Below are 20,298 nucleotides of genomic sequence, written 5' to 3' on the forward strand. Positions count from 1 at the left end.
TAAAATAGACTAGATAATAAATAAAGTATGAGAATATTAATCATAGGTGAAGGCGGTAGAGAATCTGCTTTAGCGGCAAAGCTTCAGAATGACCCGAGAATTTCTAAAATGTTTTTTGCTAATGGTAATGCTACCACCGATGTTATAGGGAAAAATGTTCATTTGTCAGAGATCAAGGAACTGAGAGATTTCGCGATCAAAGAAAAGATAGACCTTACGATCGTAGGTCCTGAAGCACCTCTTGTAGCCGGGCTTAAGGATGAATTCAAAAAGCACGATCTTAAAGTTTTCGGTCCGAATCAAAAAGTAGCAAGCCTGGAAGGAAGTAAAGCTTTCTCTAAGAAATTTATGCAGACCTATGATATCAAAACAGCTAAAGCGGTAGTATTTGATTCATACAACGATGCTAAAGAATATGTTCAGACACAGCAGTATCCTTTGGTAATTAAGGCAAGCGGTCTGGCAGGCGGAAAAGGGGTAGTAATCTGCGACAACCTTGAAGAAGCTGAAGCTACGATCCACGACTTCATGATCAGAAGAATCTATGGAGATGCCGGAATCCGTCTGGTTATTGAAGAATATTTAGAAGGTTTTGAAGCTTCCATTATTGCATTCTCAAACGGTGAAAAGATTTTCCCTTGTATTGCGGCAAAAGATTACAAAAAAGCCGGAAACGGTGATACGGGACCGAATACAGGAGGTATGGGATCTGTAGCTCCAAGCCCTGATTTTACACAGGAACACTATGCGGATTTTGAACAGAATATCTTACAGCCTACCATCAACGGTCTTAAAGGAGAAGGATTCAGCTTTAAAGGAATCATTTTCTTCGGATTGATGGTTACTAAGAACGGAACTTACCTTCTTGAATACAATATGAGATTCGGAGATCCTGAAACTCAGGTGCTGATGGCATTGATGGAGAACAATCTTCTTGATGTGATCCAGGACTGTATGGACGGTAAAGACATCCAGCTTAAGTTTAAAGACGAAAAAGCAGTATGCCTTGTGATGTGTTCGGGAGGTTACCCTAGAAATATTGAAACTGGGTACGAAATTGTAGGCGAAGACAAGATGAAACATGCTAAACTTCTGTATGCCGGAGCTGTAAGAAAAGGCGACAAAGTGGTTTCCAACGGCGGAAGAGTTCTGAATATCGTGGCTACGGGGGCTACTTACGACGATGCCCGCAAAAAGGTTTACGAAGACGCAAGTCATATACATTTCGATTACGGTTTCTACAGAGAAGACATCGGAAAGTTTTAAAATAAATCACGAAAAAAGATTTGGAAAGTTTCCAAGTCTTTTTTTGTAAAACAATTAAGTAAGCAAATAGGCTTTAGACTATTATAATAAAAAGCTTACTGCCTCGGGCTTATTGCCTGAAGCTTTTAAATCATCATTTATCAATCATCAATTATCATTTATAAAATGAACAACGGTATTATCATATTAGATTTCGGATCACAGTACAACCAGCTTATCGGAAGAAGAATCCGTGAAATGGGTGTATATTCTGAAATTCTCCCTTTTAACACTCCTTTACAGGATATTTTAGCCAGAAAGCCAAAAGGAATCATCCTTTCCGGAGGACCAAGCTCTGTGAATGCAGAAAACGCTCACCTTGTTGAAAAAGAACTGTATGAGCAGGGAGTTCCTGTTTTGGGAATTTGCTACGGAATGCAGCTTACAGCACACCTTTTAGGCGGAAAAGTAAACAAAGGAGAAAAAGGAGAGTATGGAAAAGCTCATTTGGATATTATTAAAGAAAGTTCTTTACTAAAAGGAGTTACCCAGAATTCTATCGTATGGATGAGTCACTTTGACGAAGTAGGAGAGATGCCTGCTGGTTTTGAATTGAATGCAAAATCAGGGGTAATGGCTTCCATGTCCAATGAAGACAAAAAAATCTACTGCGTTCAGTTCCACCCGGAAGTTTCCCATACAGAAGAAGGCGGGAAAATGCTTGAAAACTTTGTTTTCGCAATCTGTAATGCTGAAAAAACTGGAAACTGACGAACTATATCGATAAAACAGTTGAAGAAATCCGTGAAAAAGTAGGAAACAATAAAGTAATCCTTGGACTTTCAGGAGGGGTTGATTCTTCTGTAGCCGCGGTTTTAATTCACAAGGCTATCGGTGATCAGCTGACGTGTATCTTCGTAGATACCGGACTATTAAGAAAAGATGAAGGAAAGAAAGTAATGGATAATTATGGGGAACATTTCCATATGAACATTAAAATGGTGGATGCTAAAGAAAGATTCCTTTCAAAATTAGCCGGAGTAGACGATCCGGAAGCGAAGAGAAAAATCATCGGAAATGAGTTTATCCATGTTTTTGATGAAGAATCCCATAAAATTGAAGGCGCTAAATTCTTAGCTCAGGGAACCATTTATCCTGACGTTATCGAAAGCCAGTCTGTCAACGGACCATCTGCCGTGATCAAATCACACCACAATGTAGGAGGACTTCCTGAAGACATGGAATTCGAATTGTTAGAGCCATTGAGAGAGCTTTTCAAGGATGAAGTAAGAAAAGTAGGTGAGGAGTTAGGTATTCCGCATCATTTGGTACACAGACATCCATTCCCGGGTCCTGGATTAGGAATCAGGGTATTGGGAGCTGTAGATGCAGAAAAAGTAAGAATTCTTCAGGAAGCAGATGATATTTTCATCGAGGAATTATATAAAAACGATCTTTACGAAAAAGTATCCCAGGCTTTCGTAGTTCTTCTTCCTGTAAAATCTGTAGGAGTAATGGGTGACGAAAGAACATATGAATACACAGCAGTTGTTCGTTCTGCCAACACGATCGATTTTATGACGGCAACGTGGAGCAGACTTCCTTACGAGTTCTTAGATACTGTTTCAAGCAGAATCATCAACGAAGTAAGAGGAATCAACAGAGTAGCTTACGATATTTCAAGCAAACCGCCTGCAACTATTGAGTGGGAATAATCTTTGCCTTGAATTTACATATAAATCCTACCCGTTTTGGGTGGGATTTTGTTTTTATCTTGTAAAGGATTTTCAGGATCTTTACCAAAGATGATTACCATATTTGTATCAATCCATAACCATGATTCGTTCCCTCAATTTTCAAAGTTAAGGTATCTTTTAAATAGGGTGTTTTTGAATATCCCCAAACGGTATCCGAACTATCTAATTTTTTAAGATCATTTTCAATAAAATATAAAACCAAAGAGTCTTTAAGATTTCTTTCGTAGCTAATATTGTAAGGAAAGTCAGTGTGACTCATGATTCTGGTGTCTTCTGAAGAATGTTTACCATATTTGAATCCTTTTTCCAGGTAAGGAATAAAGTGAATATTTTTAAATCCTGCTGAGTCTACAATTTTATAATTCAATTCTTTTACAAAAACGTTTCTCTTTTTAGATTCTGCTATGTTATCAGTCCCGTGCCTGTATTGCCATTTTCTATAACCATACCACCCAATAAAATTTGAAACATGGGGAAAGAATACAAACATAACAAATAGAATGATGATTGTAAATATAATAATGAGTTTAAAGCTTTTTTTCATTGACAGGATCTTATGATCTGTAATATTTTCCCTAAATTTAAGTAAAATTACATCAAATGCAAATAGAAACGAGACCCCTGACGGTTCAGGATTATGATGAACTGGTCGTTACAATGAAGCGTGCTTACCCGCAGATGTCAGAATCAATATGGTCTAAAAAGAGCATCGAAAAACTTACTAAAATATTTCCTAAAGGACAGATCTGCATTACGGTAGACGGAAAACTAGCTGCTGTAGCCCTTTCCATTATTGTCAATTATGATGATTTTGGAGACGATCATACTTATGTGGATATTACCGGAAATTATACATTCAATACCCATTCATCAACCGGAAACGTACTCTATGGAATTGAAATTTTTGTAGATCCCGAATTTCGTGAACTGCGTTTGGGAAGAAGGCTTTACGATGCCAGAAAAGAATTATGTGAGCTGCTTAATCTCAAATCCATCATTCTGGGCGGAAGAATCCCGAACTACCATAAATACAGCAACGAATTGTCCCCAAGGGAATACATCCGCAGGGTAAGAGATAAGGAAATCTATGATCCCGTACTGTCTTTCCAGCTTTCCAATAATTTTCTCCCGATAAAAATTCTCAAAAAATACCTTCCTGAGGACGAATCATCACTGGAAAATGCCGTTTTGCTCCAGTGGAACAATATTTATTACAGCAAAAAGCCCAACACCATGCAGGACAGCATCATCCGTCTCGGATTGGTACAGTGGCAGATGAGGCATTTCAAAAATATTGATACCTTTTATGAGCAGGTAGAGTTTTTTGTGAATGTAATGGGAGATTATAAATCCGACTTTGTTCTTTTTCCGGAGCTTTTCAATACACCGCTGCTGGCCCCGTTCAATAAACTTTCGGAAAGAGACAGTATGATAGAGCTGGCTAAGCTCAGTGAAGAGATCAAGAACAGGATTTCCGAACTTGCCATCAGTTACAATGTCAATATTATTTCTGGAAGTATGCCTGTTTTTGAAACTGAAACCAATGATCTGTATAACGTAAGCTATTTACTTCATCGTGACGGCCGTATCGATGAATACCGTAAAATTCATATCACGCCGAACGAAAGAAAATATTACGGAATGAAAGGCGGAAACGAAATCCGTGTCTTTGATACCGATTGCGGAAAAATAGGCCTTGTCATCTGTTACGACGTCGAATTTCCCGAGCTCCCAAGAATTCTGGCAGACCAGGGAATGAAAATTCTCTTTGTTCCTTACCTTACCGATACCCAGAATGCCTATATCAGGGTACGTCACTGTGCCGCGGCAAGGGCCATTGAAAATGAATGTTATGTTGCCATCGCAGGCTGTGTAGGAAACCTCCCGGGGGTGAATAATATGGATATCCAGTTTGGGCAGGCTGCTGTGTTCACCCCTTCGGATTTTGCCTTCCCTTCCAATGCTGTGAAAGGAGAAGCGACTCCCAACACGGAAATGACCCTTATTGTGGATGTAGATCTTAATCTTCTTAAAGACCTTCACCACAACGGCTCCGTTCAGGTGATGAATGACCGTAGAAAAGACCTTTATGAAACCTATCTTAAATAAAAACTTCAAAGTTTAATACAAAATATCCTGTCCGTCTGGGCAGGATATTTTAAAATAAAAAAGAGCAGATCAATGCCTGCTCTATGTTGAAATTGAATTCAGGTTTTTACAAATACTGAGGGCAGACTACGGCCGGGCAGATCAGTCTTGGACATCTAGGTCTTCCGTCTGTAGGGCAGCATTCATTTGAACAGCTACCGCCGATAATGATACCGCTTCCGTTAATTCCTTTTAATTGCTCTCTTGAAAGTTTGTTGTTACGTAAATTTTTCATTTTTTAATATTTATAGGTTAGTTTGGAATTTGTAGTTATAAAGATAAAAAAATCCTGTAAATAATAGCAGTAATAGAATTTTTTTCTTTGAATTTTAAATAAAATCTCCGTCTGTTAGCAAAAAATAATTGAAGAATATATGTTTTTTTTCAACTTGTTCTTAAAATTCACTATATTCACTAATCAATTTAAATAAAATATAATGACAGGAACAGTAAAATGGTTTAACGAAACAAAAGGTTTTGGTTTTATTACACCAAACGGGGGCGGAAATGATATTTTTTGCCATCATACAGCCATTCAGGCATCAGGCCTCAGATCTTTAAAGGAAGGACAATCTGTAGAGTTTGACCTTAAAGATGGAAAAAAAGGTCCTGAAGCAGACAATGTTAAAGTAGTAGGATAATAAGCTTATTAAGATATTGTTAATAAAGCTGCCGTTTAAGGCAGCTTTTTTTATAAACAGAGACGAAGTTATTATTGGGAAACGATCAATTTAAATTAAAATAGCAATAGGAACAGTTTTTGGAGTAATTTGCAGCAACTATTTAGAAATATATGTTTGACAAGCAGCAAAGAAAACTGAAAAGATCGGCCAGGCTTATTTCCGTACTCAGTAAATACGGGTTTAAAGATATGCTGGCGAGAATGAACACAGGGAATAAGCAGGAACCGGTTTCTGTTGATCCGGATGAGGTTATTTCTAAAGGAACAGTATACGAAAGGATCAGGCTTGTTTTGGAAGAGCTTGGACCTACATTTGTAAAGCTGGGACAGACCTTCAGCAACAGGGAAGACCTGCTTCCGCCGGAGCTTATCCAGGAGCTGCAAAAACTTCAGGATAAAGTGGATACGGTAGACATGAACGTTGAAGAAATCCTGGAAAACGAGTTCAATATATTCGTTAAAGATCATTTTCAGGAAATTCAGAAGCAGCCTTTAGCCACTGCGTCCATCGCCCAGGTTTATAAAGCGGTTTTGCTTGATGGAAGTCCTGTGATCCTCAAACTAAAAAATCCGATGTACAGGCCGTTATTGAAGATGACTTACTCCTTATCAAAGACCTGGAGAAGATCGTTTCCGCCTATTCTGAAATTGGAGAAAAGCTTAATCTGAAACAGGCCATTTCCACTTTTGAAAAATCTTTGCTGGAAGAAGTTTCCCTGGTCAACGAAAAAGAAAATATCCTGCATTTTGCACGGAATTTCAAGAACAATAAAGAAACCTATGTTCCAAAAATCTATGAAGAATATTCCAATAACAATATTCTCTGCATGGAATTTATCGATGGGATCAAGGTAACTGATAAAACAGCTCTTTTAGCCCATAATATCGACCCTGTAAAAGTATCCGAAGTAGGATTGAGGCTGTTTGTCTCCCAGATCCTGGATTATGGGTTTTTCCATGCTGATCCGCATGCCGGTAATATCCTGGTGAAAAAAGACGGGAAAATAGTTTTTATTGACTTTGGTGCTGTAGGAAAGATTCAGCCGAACGATAAGGAAATCCTTGAAAGCCTTATCGTAAGCTTTGTGGCTAAAAATTCACATAAAATTGTACGTCAGCTCAAAAAAATGGCCGTCAGCTACGAAATTCCGGATGAAAGAAGGTTTGAAAACGATGTGGAAGATATTCTGAACTTTGTGCACAGTTCATCGCTGCAGGATATCAACGTTCAGGTGATCATCAATAAAATGAAAGATATTCTGAAAGACAACAGGCTCCATATGCCGGACTATTTTTATCTTTTATTTAAAGGAATCAGCCTGATAGAGGGAGTCGGAAGAACGATCAATCCTGATCTGGATATTGTGAAGAGCCTTCATCCTTACACCAGGAAAATCCTGACCAAAAAGATCAAACCCAAAAATCTTTTGAAAACAGGAATGGACCGGATGATGAATTTCACAGATAATGTTGATGAAATTCCCAAAGAGCTCAGATCCGTACTTCAGAAGCTGGATGATAACAAATTCACCGTTTCCAGCGAGATTAAAAATATTGAAAAAACCAACCAGCTGATCAAGTCAAGTGTGGTCAATTTAATTCTTGCCATGATTCTTGGAGCCAATATCATTGCTACAGCCATCGTTTTTGTTTCAGAATCCGGCCCAAGGATCGGAGAACTGTCTTTGGTTGCGGTTTTGGGCTTTGTATTTTCCATTATACTGGTTTTAGTACTTTTACTGAGAGTGACGAGGAAATAAGAAGCGGTTTCGGGTTGCGGGTTTCGAGTTACGGGTTTTAAGTTCCGGGATAAGGGATACAGAACTTAGTTTAGGCTAATGAAATGAAGAATTGTAATTTTACAACTAATTTCAACCTGAACCTCACACCTCGTAACCCGAAACTCGTAACCCGCAACCCGAGACCTCAAACCATCTTCAAAACTCGCAACCCGAAACCCGAAACAAAATTTAAATACCTATCTTTGCACCATGGAAAAACTCACTTTTGCGGATTTTGACCTGCCGGTTAAAATTCTTGATGTTTTAGCGGATCTGGAATTGTTCGAACCTACACCCATTCAGGAAAAGAGCCTTGGGCCTATACTTTCCGGAAGAGATGTGATGGGGATTGCACAAACCGGAACCGGAAAAACATTAGCCTATCTTCTGCCCGTTCTTAAAACATGGAAATACAACAAAACAGGGAATCCTACTGTCTTGATCCTTGTTCCTACAAGAGAACTGGTGGTTCAGGTTGCTGAAATTCTTGAGAAACTGACAGAAAATTTGACCGCAAGGGTGATCGGAATATATGGAGGAAAAAATATCAATACACAGAAACTCTTATTTAATGACGGATGTGATATTCTGGTAGGAACTCCGGGAAGGGTAATGGACCTTGCCATTGACAATGCAATTTCACTGAAAGAAGTGCAGAAGCTGATCATTGATGAATTTGATGAAATGCTGAACCTTGGTTTCAGACCGCAGCTTACCCATATTTTCGAAATGATGAAGCCGAAGAGACAGAATATCCTTTTCTCTGCTACCATGACGGAAGCTGTTGATGAGATGCTGGACCAGTACTTTGCGAGTCCGGTGGAAATTTCTTTGGCAAGATCAGGAACACCTCTTGAAAAAATAGAACAAACCGGTTATAAAGTAGAAAACTTTAATACCAAGATCAATCTTCTTGAATATTTACTGAAGAACAACGAAGACATGTCCAAGGTGTTGATTTTCACCAATAACAAGAAAAATTCTGATCTTCTGTTTGCCAAAATTGATGAGCTTTTCCCTGAACAGTTTGATGTGATTCACTCTAATAAATCTCAGAATTACAGGCTTAAAGCTATGAAAAGATTTGAAAATGAAGAGATCAGAGGACTGATTACTACCGATGTAATGGCCAGAGGTCTTGATATTTCAAATATTACCCACGTCATCAATTTTGAAACCCCTGAAATCCCTGAACAGTACATCCACAGAATAGGAAGAACGGGTAGAGCGGATAAAGATGGTAAAGCGGTTACTTTTGTGACTAAAAAAGAAGAAGCTTCCATTCTTGATATCGAGCTGTTAATGGACAAAGACCTTAAGTTTGCCGATTTCCCTGCAGAGGTGAAAATTAACCCTAAAAAGATCGCTTCTGAAGAAGATGTGGTGATTATGAAAAATCCTGCTCAGGTAAAGCTGAATGAAGGAGGAGCCGCATTTCATGAGAAGAAGGACAAGAATAAAAAAGAAAACTGGGGCGGACCATCCAAAAGAAAAGCTCCCAAAAAATTCGGAGCGAACAGGGCCCAGCAGAAAGCCATATCGAAATCTAAAAGAAAGAAATAAAAAAATCCCTTAACGGGATTTTTTTTATTTAAAATTCTATATTGTTTTTTTTCAGGATTTCTTTAAATTTTTCAATTTTGTTCTTTTCCTTCATATTTTGATAAATAAGTGATATCATATTTTCTGCATCTGCTCTGTAAGGAGATTTCTGATTGGTATAAATTCTATAAGCTTTGCAGATATAATCCAATGCTTTTTCGTCATCCTTAATACCTGAAAAATATACCTGGCCAATTCCGTAATACATTTCAGGATCTTCAGGGTATACTTTCTCTAGAGCCAAATAAGAGTCAATAGCCTTTTGAAAATCCTTTTTGTATACATAAACAAGTGGAATATTCTGCAAAGGCATTTTCCCTTTTGGATCTATTTCAAGAGATTTTTTGTAAGCAGCTATAGATTTATCGTATTCGCTTATTCTTCTATAATTTATGCCCAAGTTATCCCAGGCATAAATAAATTTAGGATCTTTTTTTACGGCTTTCTCACCGTTTTGAATAGCTTCTTTCCAATCTTCTTTTTGCGAGGCATCTAGGGCCCTATGATAAAATTCCAAGGCAATCGGATCTTTTGAAAGCCCTTCAGTTTTTGTTTCTGATACCATGGCTGCATTTCTTACAGCTGCACAATTTTCCATAAGATAACGTTCAAGCTCATTATAACTATCAATGTATTGCTGGGAACTTTTATCTGTGTTAAAGGTGAGATTGACCTGCTTTTTGCCATTTACTTCAGATGCATTTTTTTTAAATTTTCAACGCTTCCCAGTAATGTTCCGAGCTGTAATGCTTCTGCCTGTTTATCAATACAATCATGTATATCTTTTAAAATATCTTTTTTATCTCTATTAAAGAGTGTAATTGAATCTGCACATTTACAGGAATTATCAGAAAGTTCCTTAATAAGTTTTTGCTTATCAAGACCTTTGTCTTTTTGTCCAAAAACTAATGAACAAATAAAAACTGAAATTATAATGGTTGTTGGTTTTTTTATCATTTTTATGTTATTTCATATAAGGTTTCATCACCTTCGCCCAGACTGCATATCCTTCCGGGGTCAGGTGAAGCATATCTTCCACAAAAAGGTCTCTTCTTACATTTCCGTTGGCATCCTCCATCGCTTTTGTAATATCAATGAATTCGGCATTAGGCTCTTTTTTCATGAAAGCGGCAATTTTTTTATTCGTTTCCTTCATCTTTGGCCAAAGAATTTCGCGGCTTGGCGAATATTTTATGGAGATAAAATCGACTTCAATATTGGGGAATCTTTCACGGATCTTTTTATAGAATGTTTTAAATCTGTTGACCACTACCTTGGCTTTCAGGTCATGATTATCCGCAAAATCATTATCACCACAGTAAATAATGATCTGTTTAGGCTGGTAAGGGCTTAAAAGATCATCTGAAAAGTAATTCAGGTCTGTTAATCTTGATCCTCCAAAACCTCTGTTGATGATTGTTTTTCCGGGGAAATAGCTGGCAACATCCGTCCATTTGGTGAAGGAGGAGCTTCCAATCAATAAGATAGCATCTTTAGGCGGTGGATTTTCCTGATCAGCTTTTTTGAAATTCTGAATGTCCTGCCAGAACATCGGTTTTTTGTCCTGCGAAAAGGATAGGGTAAAATACAGCAAGAGAAATGCTGAAAGAATCTTCTTCATTGTAATCAATTTTTAAATATCTTATAAATGTAATAAAAAACTCCCGAAAATCGGGAGTTTGTATTTATCTTTTGTAGCTAACGTAAGTCAGATCGGCAACACCATCACCGTCCTGATCAAAGGTGTTGAATAACTGTGCCAGCTTCAGATCATGGCTGGTAAGCACTTCCACTCTGTACCATCTTTCAGTATCATTGTCATTTTTTATACTTAGCAGTTTAGACTCTTCAGTGTAAGTGTACTTACCTTCAGTTTTTCCTGCCAGCTGGCACTCAAGACCAACTTCGGAATAGTAAGTATAGCTTGTATAATAATCACTTCTGAAATGGAGTATATTTTTAGCCTCACAATCAGTAGGTGTTTCGGTCTTAATTACTGTTTTATTGTCCTTTCCGGAAATAATTTCTATTTTGCTTACCTTCCAGTCGCCGCTCATCATTTCTAATTCATAGGCTTCGATATTGTCATCTTTACAGGAAGTTAGTGCTAAAGCAGAAAAGGCAAATAAAAGTAGTTGTTTTTTCATTTTCACAAATTTAAGAATATGCTAAAATATAAATAAATTTGAAATATCTGTAATGAAATCCAGCTTTTTTAAACGAATGTTTATAAATAAAAGAATTTTATAGGGATTGGGATGTGAGGTTCGGGTTTCATGTTACAAATTTCAGGTTTTGAAAACTGAATAAATAAACTTTCAAGCCCGGAAATTAAACTTTCATACTCAAATCCGAATCTCGAAACCCGCATCCCGCAACTCTAATAACTCATCTCCACAATTTTATAAGCATCCTGAGGCGTCAGTTTTTTGTATTCACCAAGGCCTGACCAGTTTCTGTCCGTGAATGCTTTTTCCACTCTTTCTGCAGTTCCTTTATAGTCTTCTGTATATTCCGAAAGCTTGGTTTTGATGTTCAGACTGTGGAAAAATTCTTCCATCTTTTTAATTCCTTGTTCTGCTTTTTCTTCCACTGTTCCGTCTTTGATTCCCCATACTCTTTCAGCATACTGAGCCAGCTTTCCTTTCTTTGTTTCAAAATTATAACGGTAATGGGAAGGAGCTATAACGGCTAAAGTCCTTGCATGGTCGATTCCGAAATAGGCGGTCAGTTCATGGCCCATAGCATGTACAGCCCAGTCTGTGATCACTCCTTTCTGGATAAGGCCGTTTAGAGCCATCGTACAGCACCACATAAAATTCCCGGCAGCATCATAATCAAAATCATCAGCCAAAACTTTAGGAGCCGTTTCCTGGAGGCTGATCAGAATACTTTCTGCAATTCTTTCCTGAAGATCGGCAGAAGAAGGAGCGGTCATATACTGTTCCAGAACATGGGTGTAAGCATCTGTAATTCCGTTCACAATCTGGTTTTTAGGGATTGTTCTGATCACTTCCGGATCGAGAACCGAAAACTGTGGAAAAAGACCAGGACCGCCGGAAGATAGCTTTTCATTGGTTTCTCTTCTTGATATCACATAACCGGAATTCATTTCAGAGCCGGTTGCAGGCAAAGTCAGGATACTTCCGAAAGGCATTCCTTCACCTTCGAACGTTCTCACTGAATTTTTAAGAATATCCCACGGTTCACCCTCGTAATGAGCAGCAGCCGAAAGGAATTTGGTTCCGTCAATAACAGATCCTCCACCTACAGCCAGAAGGTAATTGATGTTTTTTCTTTGATAAAGCTTAAAGCATCCAGCAGTACTTCATATTCAGGATTGGCAGGAACACCACCAAATTCATATAAATCATGATCTTTCAGAGCTTCTTTTACCTGATCGTAAACACCATTGTTCTTGATGCTTCCACCTCCGTAAATCATTAATATTCTGGCATCTTTTGGAACTTCACGGGAAATTTTAGCGATTTCACCTTTTCCAAAAAGTATTTTTGTAGGATTTTTAAATTCGAAATTAAGCATTGTTCTAAATTTATTTGATTCAAATTTACGCAATGCAATACGAAAACTGAGTTAATGAAATTTTAAAATTCCTATCAAAGTGTTTTATAATAACAATATAAATTTCATTAGCTTGTCTTGATAATATTTTTGCATAAAGAGCTTCAGGAATTATTTTGGGCTAGAGAATTTTTTTAAACGCAAAGATGATGTTTCATCCTATATATTTTAAGAAAGCAAAGAGGAAAATCAACAAAGTTGATTCGATGAAGCAGTCTATTAAAAATACTACAAAAAAATCTGCGTAATCTGCCCAATCAGCGGGAGAATTAAATACAAAATAAAGATATACTTTCTGTTTTTTTTAATAAAACAACTCCCTCTTACTGAGAAACAGCTTCATTACAATTTTCACCTTTAAAGTAAATACCATTGTTTTTTGATTCAAGCTTTCCGTTTTTTCTGTTGATCTTTATAAAATAAGATTCTTTAATTTCCGGGCAGCCTTTAGACTTTGAAAGATAAAGATTAATATGTTTGTCTTCAATTTTATAGGATCCGCTAAGCTTATTACTGGTATCTACTGAAAAACCATAAGTTTTAGCCAGCAGAATAGCTTCCGGAAGATTGTCAACCGTTCCAATGAAATCCCTCAATTGCTGTTCACTGGCAAAATATACAGATCTGTCTTTTTTGCAGGCCAGAATATAGGTGAAACATTTTTCACCAACGCATTTCTGGAAAAACCTTTCTCAGGAAAAGGCTCATTGATGGTCATGAAATCCGGCATCTGGCTTTCATAGACAACTGCTTTATCAGGATCCGGATCATTAGTCAGTACCCTCCAGTAGCCATAATCTTTATCAGGAACAATGAATGGATAGAGGAGTTCAATATTGTCAAGGATCTCAGGAATTTTTTTGAAATCGGCGGGAACCGTATTTTGAGACAGTAGAAAACCCGGGATCAGAAAAGAGATGATCGAAATAATTTTCATAATTATTATTTTCTTAAATAGCATAAATACTGACTCAATTATTTCAGTATAATTTTATAATATCCTTTTTCATCAGTTACATCAATCCCTATGCCTGTAAATGTTAATTTATTGATCTGGTACCCATCGCAGCCTCCATTAAACTCTGACGACTGTATTGAAAAGTCAAAAGTTTTGATATTAGACTGGAATTTGTAATTTTTTGTCCCATTATAGGCTCCCACATTTTCTAATATAACCATGTCGTCGGATGTTTTGGTTAATTGTACTCCATTCTGGTCTTCATCCTTGATAGAATAAGCGGTGAGCGTTCCGTTGGTGATCAGATTTTCATCGTCGGAATTAACGAATTTAAAAGCTATTGTCTGAGGAGCATTATAACAATCTTCACCACAGGCCGTGAAAATAAAAGTCATTAAAAGGAATATGAAAATATTTTTCATGAGATATGGATTAATTCTGTTAAAAGTAAAATTAATCATTAAACTGCTGTATTCAAAAATAATTTTGGTCCTGCTTCTGCATTTTTTGCTATTTGTCAATTAAATTAATTCCAAAATCCATTACATTTGTTATATGATACACGACCAACGAGCAGAAAAATTCAGGCAGATCGTGGAGAATAAGTTCCAGATCTACAATTCATTATTTATGAGCCTGCCTTATGATAAAATGACCAATATCGGGATGCTTCTCCCGTTCCTTTACGAGGAAAGCCGAAACGGATATGAAGAAGGCAAGACTCCTGAGGAAATTATTGAAGAATTCTTTAAAAACCATACCGACCTTCAGACGGAGGAGCAGAAAGTAGAACTCCTTTTCAAGATCATACAATATATCGAAAGACAGGTGGTTTTATTTGACAGTATTGAAGATGCTGCCTTTCCAAGCCTCCATTCCGAAAGCGACAACGGGACGGTTACCAATCTTTTCGAACGTTCATACCAGGACCACAAACTTGAAAAAGTCCGCGAGAAACTAAAGGATTTCACAGTAAAAGTTGTGTTTACAGCACACCCGACCCAGTTTTATCCAAGTTCGGTGCAGAGGATTATCCAGGATTTGAGGGGAGCTATTACCAGCGATTCCGTTACCCAGATTGATATGCTTCTGCAACAGTTGGGGAAAACCCCTTTTGTCAATAAGGAAAAGCCAACTCCAATTGATGAAGCACTGAGCATTATTTCTTATTTAAGATATGTTTATTACGATACAATCGGAGAACTATTTACCAAGATCAAAAAGACCTTTGGAAACGGTCATTTCCATCTCCATGAAGATATTATTCAGCTTGGTTTCTGGCCGGGTGGAGACAGAGACGGAAATCCGTTTGTGACTGCAGATGTTACCAAAAGAGTCGCAGAAGAACTCCGTTCCGCCATTCTGAAATCTTACTACAGCCATTTGAAATTTATCAGAAGGAGGTTAAGTTTCAGAGGCGTATCTGAAGTGTTGACCCAGCTGAGTGATGAGCTTTACAGTGCTATTTTCAATGGTAAAATGATTACCGCAGATGATATTCTGAAAAAAGCTGATGAAGCAGAAAGAATACTGGTGAAAGAACACAATTCCCTGTTTTTAGACCTTCTGGTAAATTTCAGAGACCGTGTGAAAATTTTCGGGACCCATTTTGCTACCTTGGATGTACGCCAGGACAGCAGGATTCATCAGAAAGTGATTGATGATGTTTTTGCAAAAGTTTATGGTAATGCCGAAGCCGGTGAAGAAGAAAAATTCAATAAACTGATCCAGCTTGGTAATAAAGTTGACGCAGATCAGTTTGAAGATATTGTTAAAGATACTTTATTAACTGTTTGCCAGATTTCTGAAATTCAGGATCTCAATGGGCAGAGAGGAATGAACCGCTATATTATTTCCAATTCCGATGCTGTAAAAGATGTGATGAATGTGTATGCATTCTTTAAAATCTGCGGCTATAAGGATGAAGAGATCAAAATGGATATTGTTCCGCTTTTTGAAACGATGGAAGGCCTTGCCAACGCTGAAAACGTAATGAGTGAGCTTTACCGGAATCCAGTCTATAAAAAGCATCTTGAAAGCAGAGGAAACCAACAGACGATTATGCTTGGTTTTTCAGACGGAACAAAAGACGGGGGCTATCTTAAAGCCAACTGGGAAATTTATAAAGCCAAAGAAGTCCTGACTAAACTTTCCGTGCAGAATGGAATTAAAGTGGTGTTCTTCGATGGCCGGGGCGGTCCGCCGGCAAGGGGAGGAGGAAAACCCACGATTTCTATGCATCACAGGGAAATACCATTGCGAACAACAAAATCGAACTCACCATACAAGGGCAGACGATCACCAGTATCTTTGGAAATAAAGAACAGGCCAAATACAATTTTGAACAGCTTCTGACTGCCGGAGTTGAAAATGATGTTTTTAAAAATTCCAAAAAAGACCTTACGGAAAAAGAAAGACAACTCATCATTGAACTGGCAGAGATCAGTTATAAAAAATACTCGGATCTGAAAGCACATCCTATGTTTGTTCCTTATCTTCAGGAAATGAGTACCCTTGAATATTATGGTAAGACCAATATCGGAAGCCGTCCGTCCAAAAGAGGGAACGGAAGCGAACTGAAATTTGAAGATTTAAGAGCTATTCCTTTTGTAGGATCCTGGTCACAGCTGAAGCAAAATGTTCCCGGGTTTTTCGGGTTTGGATTTGCCATGCAGCAGATGAAAGAGCAGGGAAGGCTGGATGAAGTGAAAGAGCTGTATAAAGGCTCTGATTTCTTTAAAACTTTAGTCCTGAACTCGATGATGAGTATGAACAAGTCTTATTTCCCGCTTACATATTACATTAAAAATAATCCGAAATTCGGAACATTCTGGAATGTCCTTTATGATGAATATGTTCTTTCAAAGGATATTATGCTGGAACTTACCGGCTTCAAGATGCTGCAGGAAGAAGATCCGTTATCCAGAAAATCTGTGAAAATAAGGGAAAAGATTGTTTTACCTCTATTGAGTATTCAGCAATATGCCTTAATGAAAATCCAGAAAGAAGAAGGGAACAGGGAAGCTTACGAAAAGCTGGTGACAAGGTCATTATTCGGAAATATTAATGCGAGCAGAAATTCAGCTTAACTGATATATAAAACGCCTCCCAATTTGGAAGGCGTTTTTTTGATTAAAATTTTGCCTAAAGCCTTTGGTAAAATGTTTAAATTATTGAACGAATGAACGGGCTGAAGCCGTCCCTATTGAATATATTTGTTGCCGTAAAACTCTGAGTGATCTGAGCAATCTGTGTGAAATAAACTGCCGATCAGCAGCAGTTTGATCAGTATTAATTACTCTTTTAAAAACTTCTCATAAAAAGTGTCATTCTTCATCTTAATTTTCAGGTAATAGGTTCCTTTCGGAAAATCTTCAACTTTTACAGATTTCTGTCCGCTGTTTTTCCTGATCAGTTTACCTAAATTATCATAAACTTCTAGGGATATAATTTCACCTTCAGAAGCAATGTTCAGAATATTTTTTACAGGATTGGGAAATATAGCAAACTTTTCTTTCTTCACTATTTCAGAAGTATTCAGGACTTGATTGTAAAGGTTTCCAAAATTAAGAATTCCATATCCCATCTGGTCCGTGTGGCCGGGGTAAAGAGAAGCGGTCTGGCGGAGTTTTGTCCTGATCTGTTCCCTGTTCATTGATGGAAAAGCCTGAATAAAACATGCTACACCACCTGCAGCAATGGGCGTTGCAATAGATGTTCCGCTGACTGAGGTTAATGTACTGTTGGTCACCGTTGCCGCAGCGCTTCCTCTTGAACTTCCGTCAGGCTTTACCATCCCAAGGGAGTTCGGTCCATAAGATGAAAATCCTGAAGAATTTCCTGCTGCATCTACCGATCCTATAGTGAACACCTTGGCATTATCTGCAGGGGTCATAATGTAATGCCAGGGCTGGGCTCCTGAATTTCCTGCTGCTGCGAGAACAAAAATCCCTTTATTGGCAGCTATTTCAGCAGCTCTGGCAATAAAAGAAGTAGTTCCGTTCATATCCGAGTACGTATAGCTGTACCGGGAGTCGTCAAAGACATTGTAGCCAAGAGAAGATGTGATAATATCAACGCCTTTTCTGTCCGCCTCTTCAGCTGCTTCTATCCAGTACAATTCCTCTTCGGGGATTTCACCGACAGCATTTTCGCTCCTGTAAAGGTAAAAATCGGCATCCGGGGCAGAGCCTACAAAAGTATTCTCGATATAACCGCCGATAGCACCTAACACGGCAGATCCGTGATTGCTGATGGCAGTATTGTATACATTGGCTGTTTTGGTGACAAAGTCATAAACGGCTTTAATGTGATTGTTGCTACGTAATCTTTCAAATGCAGATCCGGTATCCACATAAGGAAAACCGGCATCGATAACCGCTATGGAAACCCCTGTACCAGTAAAACCGGCAAGATGAAGAGGTCTTATATTGATCTGGTCGATCTGTGCAGACCCGGAGCCATAATCGAAAACAGTCAGTGTTTTTTGAGTTTCAGAAACCGGGTTCCATTTATTCTGAGCCACTGTTTTAGGGACAGAGGTATTATTTCTTGCAAAACTTTCTACCGATAATACATAAGGCTGTGCATGTAAAGTTGTGATCTGAGCCGGAGTTGCGTTTACTGCTGCACCGTTAAGCCATTTGGAATAATCGGTAACGGTAAAGCCGAGGTTCTGAAGATTCTGGATATAAGACTGCTCGATAGGGGCATCCTGGTCATTCAGGGCAATACCCAGCGAAGTACGTCTGTTGAGGGATTTTTGACTCAGTTCAGATAGTGGATTGGCATAAAAAGCAGCTTTATTCGGTTTGTCTGTAAAATAAACAAAAACAAGCTCTGTTTGTGCATTTGCGGCAGAGTAACCCACTAAAAGACAAAAGAGTAAAAGTTTTTTCATAAAGTTATTTTCTATAAAGATAAAACAAAATCAATAAAATTTTTGATAGGATTTTAAATTCCTTATTTTTACACAAATATTTATTTATGAAAAAATTCAGATGGTTGACTTGCAAAGTCAGTATTACAAAATAAAGAATGATGTAGACAATGCGGTTTTAAATGTAATGGATTCTGCGGCTTTTATCAACGGCCCTGAAGTAAAGTCTTTCCAGAATGAATTGGAATCTTATTTAGAGGTAAAGCATGTAATCCCGTGTGCTAACGGAACGGATGCTTTGCAGATCGCACTGATGGCTTTAGACCTGAAAGAAGGGGATGAAGTAATCACTGCAGATTTTACTTTTGCCGCTACAGTAGAAGTTATTCATCTGCTTAAACTGAAATCAGTATTGGTAGATGTAGATTACGATACATTCACAATTTCTACGGAAGAAATTAAAAAAGCAATCACTCCAAGAACAAAGGCAATTATTCCGGTCCATATCTTCGGACAGTGCGCAAATATGGAAGAGATCTTAAAAATTGCGGAAGAACATAATCTGTATGTTATTGAAGACAATGCACAGGCCATAGGAGCACAGTATACATTCTCTGACGGAACTCAGAAATATGCAGGAACAATGGCAACGGTGGGAACTACTTCATTTTTCCCTTCCAAAAATTTAGGCTGTTATGGAGATGGCGGGGCTCTTTTCACAAATAATGATGAACTGGCACACCGTCTGAGAGGAATCGTTAACCACGGAATGTACGAGAGATATTATCATGATGAGGTAGGAGTGAATTCCAGATTGGACAGTATTCAGGCGGCAGTCTTGAGAAAAAACTTCCTCATCTGGATACTTACAATGAAGCAAGAAGAAAAGCTGCTGATTATTATGATGAGGCATTTGCAGGACATGCAGATATTCTTACTCCACAAAGATCAGAAAGCTCAACGCATGTATTCCACCAGTATACGTTAAGAATTCTGAACGGAAAGCGTAACGAGCTTCAGAAATTCCTTGCAGAAAAGGAAATTCCGGCAATGATCTATTATCCGGTAGCATTGAGAAAGCAGAAAGCCTATTTCCAGGAAAGCAATGATGCAGATTTTGTGAATACCGACAAGCTTCTGGATCAGGTAATCTCCCTGCCGATGCATACGGAACTGGATGAAGAGCAGCTGAAGTATATTACGGATGCGGTGCTGGAATTCATGAGATAATGTAATGAAAGATAAAAAGTTATTTTCTAAAAAAATTGTATATGTTGTTAGCTTAATGTTGACCTTTTTTTCAGCAATACTATATTTAATGGCGATTGTTGTCAGGATAAGTAATGAAATAAATTTTTTAGGTTTAACTTTAATATTTCTTATTTTGAGTTTATCATTATTTCAGTCTTATTTTCTTATTGTAAAAAATAGAAAGGGTATTTTACTTACCAACATTCATCTTGTATTGTTACTTTGTTTTATGATCTTTGAACTGATCACTTATCTGATTGCTTACAGAACTTACGATCAAGGTACAAACGGAATGGTTACGGGAATTCTTTTTATATTAGCTTCACTTTTTATTGTTAATAAATTTAAAGTTCCAAAAGTGGAATATGAAGGTTTAGAAAACATAGGAAAACACACAGATTAAAAAAATACAA

Annotated in this window: 15 protein-coding genes and 5 pseudogenes; 9 read left to right on the forward strand and 11 right to left on the reverse strand. The window is 37.8% G+C overall.

Annotated features, from left to right (window positions below; translation table 11 throughout):
- The first annotated feature begins 27 nt into the window (after window positions 1-27).
- Together purD and guaA are read left to right on the forward strand one after the other, a co-directional pair.
- Window positions 28-1,266, forward strand: coding sequence for a phosphoribosylamine--glycine ligase (gene purD / locus N4G44_RS06770; protein ID WP_474925426.1), 1,239 nt, complete (start codon window positions 28-30; stop codon window positions 1,264-1,266).
- Window positions 1,267-1,431: 165 nt separating this feature from the next.
- Window positions 1,432-2,960 (forward strand): annotated as a pseudogene (guaA, locus tag N4G44_RS06775) (glutamine-hydrolyzing GMP synthase).
- A 94-nt stretch (window positions 2,961-3,054) separates the two neighbouring features.
- On the opposite strand, the gene N4G44_RS06780 reads toward guaA, so the two are convergent.
- Window positions 3,055-3,546: a hypothetical protein gene (locus N4G44_RS06780; RefSeq protein ID WP_474925427.1), complete on the reverse strand. Its 492-nt coding sequence runs from the start codon at window positions 3,544-3,546 to the stop codon at window positions 3,055-3,057.
- Window positions 3,547-3,602: 56 nt separating this feature from the next.
- Between N4G44_RS06780 and N4G44_RS06785 the strand changes: the two genes are divergently transcribed.
- Window positions 3,603-5,111: a nitrilase-related carbon-nitrogen hydrolase gene (locus tag N4G44_RS06785; RefSeq protein ID WP_474925430.1), complete on the forward strand. Its 1,509-nt coding sequence runs from the start codon at window positions 3,603-3,605 to the stop codon at window positions 5,109-5,111.
- A 106-nt stretch (window positions 5,112-5,217) separates the two neighbouring features.
- Here the strand turns inward: N4G44_RS06785 and N4G44_RS06790 are convergent, their stop codons facing one another.
- Window positions 5,218-5,385 (reverse strand): hypothetical protein, encoded by a 168-nt coding sequence (locus N4G44_RS06790; protein ID WP_474925432.1) that lies wholly within the window; start codon window positions 5,383-5,385, stop codon window positions 5,218-5,220.
- Window positions 5,386-5,584: 199 nt separating this feature from the next.
- Here N4G44_RS06790 and N4G44_RS06795 point away from each other — a divergent pair, with 199 nt between their 5' ends.
- From N4G44_RS06795 to N4G44_RS06805, 3 genes and pseudogenes are all read left to right on the forward strand, one after another.
- Window positions 5,585-5,791, forward strand: a complete 207-nt coding sequence (locus tag N4G44_RS06795) for a cold-shock protein (RefSeq protein WP_474928288.1) — start codon at window positions 5,585-5,587, stop codon at window positions 5,789-5,791.
- Window positions 5,792-6,246: 455 nt separating this feature from the next.
- Window positions 6,247-7,592 (forward strand): annotated as a pseudogene (locus N4G44_RS06800) (ABC1 kinase family protein).
- Between the two features lie 231 nt (window positions 7,593-7,823).
- A complete protein-coding gene (locus N4G44_RS06805) occupies window positions 7,824-9,176 on the forward strand; it encodes a DEAD/DEAH box helicase (protein ID WP_474925433.1) in 1,353 nt (450 codons plus the stop codon).
- A 28-nt stretch (window positions 9,177-9,204) separates the two neighbouring features.
- On the opposite strand, the gene N4G44_RS06810 is transcribed toward N4G44_RS06805, so the two are convergent.
- From N4G44_RS06810 to N4G44_RS06845, 8 genes and pseudogenes are all read right to left on the reverse strand, one after another.
- The gene (locus N4G44_RS06810; RefSeq protein WP_474925435.1) at window positions 9,205-9,813 is read right to left on the reverse strand and encodes a tetratricopeptide repeat protein; all 609 of its coding nucleotides are present in this window, start codon (window positions 9,811-9,813) and stop codon (window positions 9,205-9,207) included.
- A gap of 89 nt (window positions 9,814-9,902) precedes the next feature.
- Window positions 9,903-10,172, reverse strand: a complete 270-nt coding sequence (locus tag N4G44_RS06815) for a hypothetical protein (protein WP_474925437.1) — start codon at window positions 10,170-10,172, stop codon at window positions 9,903-9,905.
- Between the two features lie 7 nt (window positions 10,173-10,179).
- Window positions 10,180-10,836, reverse strand: coding sequence for a GDSL-type esterase/lipase family protein (locus N4G44_RS06820; protein ID WP_474925439.1), 657 nt, complete (start codon window positions 10,834-10,836; stop codon window positions 10,180-10,182).
- Window positions 10,837-10,900: 64 nt separating this feature from the next.
- Window positions 10,901-11,362: a lipocalin-like domain-containing protein gene (locus tag N4G44_RS06825; protein ID WP_474925441.1), complete on the reverse strand. Its 462-nt coding sequence runs from the start codon at window positions 11,360-11,362 to the stop codon at window positions 10,901-10,903.
- A gap of 233 nt (window positions 11,363-11,595) precedes the next feature.
- Window positions 11,596-12,758 (reverse strand): annotated as a pseudogene (locus tag N4G44_RS06830) (iron-containing alcohol dehydrogenase).
- A 362-nt stretch (window positions 12,759-13,120) separates the two neighbouring features.
- Window positions 13,121-13,393, reverse strand: a complete 273-nt coding sequence (locus N4G44_RS06835; RefSeq protein WP_474925443.1) for a hypothetical protein — start codon at window positions 13,391-13,393, stop codon at window positions 13,121-13,123.
- Window positions 13,390-13,734 carry a hypothetical protein gene (locus tag N4G44_RS06840; RefSeq protein ID WP_474925445.1) on the reverse strand — a complete coding sequence of 115 codons (345 nt, stop codon included), beginning with the start codon at window positions 13,732-13,734 and terminating at the stop codon, window positions 13,390-13,392. The genes N4G44_RS06835 and N4G44_RS06840 overlap by 4 nt, the downstream gene beginning before the upstream one ends.
- A gap of 38 nt (window positions 13,735-13,772) precedes the next feature.
- Window positions 13,773-14,177 carry a hypothetical protein gene (locus N4G44_RS06845; protein ID WP_474925447.1) on the reverse strand — a complete coding sequence of 135 codons (405 nt, stop codon included), beginning with the start codon at window positions 14,175-14,177 and terminating at the stop codon, window positions 13,773-13,775.
- Window positions 14,178-14,421: 244 nt separating this feature from the next.
- On the opposite strand from N4G44_RS06845, the pseudogene N4G44_RS06850 reads away from it, so the two are divergent.
- Window positions 14,422-16,844 (forward strand): annotated as a pseudogene (locus N4G44_RS06850) (phosphoenolpyruvate carboxylase).
- 206 nt (window positions 16,845-17,050) lie between these two features.
- Here N4G44_RS06850 and N4G44_RS06855 read toward each other — a convergent pair.
- Window positions 17,051-18,655: a S8/S53 family peptidase gene (locus N4G44_RS06855; RefSeq protein ID WP_474925449.1), complete on the reverse strand. Its 1,605-nt coding sequence runs from the start codon at window positions 18,653-18,655 to the stop codon at window positions 17,051-17,053.
- A gap of 100 nt (window positions 18,656-18,755) precedes the next feature.
- Here N4G44_RS06855 and N4G44_RS06860 point away from each other — a divergent pair.
- Together N4G44_RS06860 and N4G44_RS06865 are read left to right on the forward strand one after the other, a co-directional pair.
- A pseudogene (locus N4G44_RS06860) lies at window positions 18,756-19,864 on the forward strand (DegT/DnrJ/EryC1/StrS family aminotransferase).
- Between the two features lie 4 nt (window positions 19,865-19,868).
- Window positions 19,869-20,288 carry a hypothetical protein gene (locus N4G44_RS06865; protein WP_474925451.1) on the forward strand — a complete coding sequence of 140 codons (420 nt, stop codon included), beginning with the start codon at window positions 19,869-19,871 and terminating at the stop codon, window positions 20,286-20,288.
- The last annotated feature ends 10 nt before the right edge of the window (window positions 20,289-20,298 follow it).

It is taken from the genome of Chryseobacterium sp. GTID13 (assembly GCF_056172655.1).

Bases quoted from the DNA above. Each gene is read 5' to 3' on its own strand.
- N4G44_RS06785 (WP_474925430.1), top strand. From the start codon at position 3,603: ATGCAAATAGAAACGAGACCCCTGACGGTTCAGGATTATGATGAACTG.
- N4G44_RS06815 (WP_474925437.1), bottom strand. From the start codon at position 10,172: ATGATAAAAAAACCAACAACCATTATAATTTCAGTTTTTATTTGTTCA.
- N4G44_RS06780 (WP_474925427.1), bottom strand. From the start codon at position 3,546: ATGAAAAAAAGCTTTAAACTCATTATTATATTTACAATCATCATTCTA.
- purD (WP_474925426.1), top strand. From the start codon at position 28: ATGAGAATATTAATCATAGGTGAAGGCGGTAGAGAATCTGCTTTAGCG.
- N4G44_RS06820 (WP_474925439.1), bottom strand. From the start codon at position 10,836: ATGAAGAAGATTCTTTCAGCATTTCTCTTGCTGTATTTTACCCTATCC.
- N4G44_RS06865 (WP_474925451.1), top strand. From the start codon at position 19,869: ATGAAAGATAAAAAGTTATTTTCTAAAAAAATTGTATATGTTGTTAGC.
- N4G44_RS06840 (WP_474925445.1), bottom strand. From the start codon at position 13,734: ATGAAAATTATTTCGATCATCTCTTTTCTGATCCCGGGTTTTCTACTG.
- N4G44_RS06855 (WP_474925449.1), bottom strand. From the start codon at position 18,655: ATGAAAAAACTTTTACTCTTTTGTCTTTTAGTGGGTTACTCTGCCGCA.
- N4G44_RS06825 (WP_474925441.1), bottom strand. From the start codon at position 11,362: ATGAAAAAACAACTACTTTTATTTGCCTTTTCTGCTTTAGCACTAACT.
- N4G44_RS06790 (WP_474925432.1), bottom strand. From the start codon at position 5,385: ATGAAAAATTTACGTAACAACAAACTTTCAAGAGAGCAATTAAAAGGA.
- N4G44_RS06805 (WP_474925433.1), top strand. From the start codon at position 7,824: ATGGAAAAACTCACTTTTGCGGATTTTGACCTGCCGGTTAAAATTCTT.
- N4G44_RS06845 (WP_474925447.1), bottom strand. From the start codon at position 14,177: ATGAAAAATATTTTCATATTCCTTTTAATGACTTTTATTTTCACGGCC.
- N4G44_RS06810 (WP_474925435.1), bottom strand. From the start codon at position 9,813: ATGGAAAATTGTGCAGCTGTAAGAAATGCAGCCATGGTATCAGAAACA.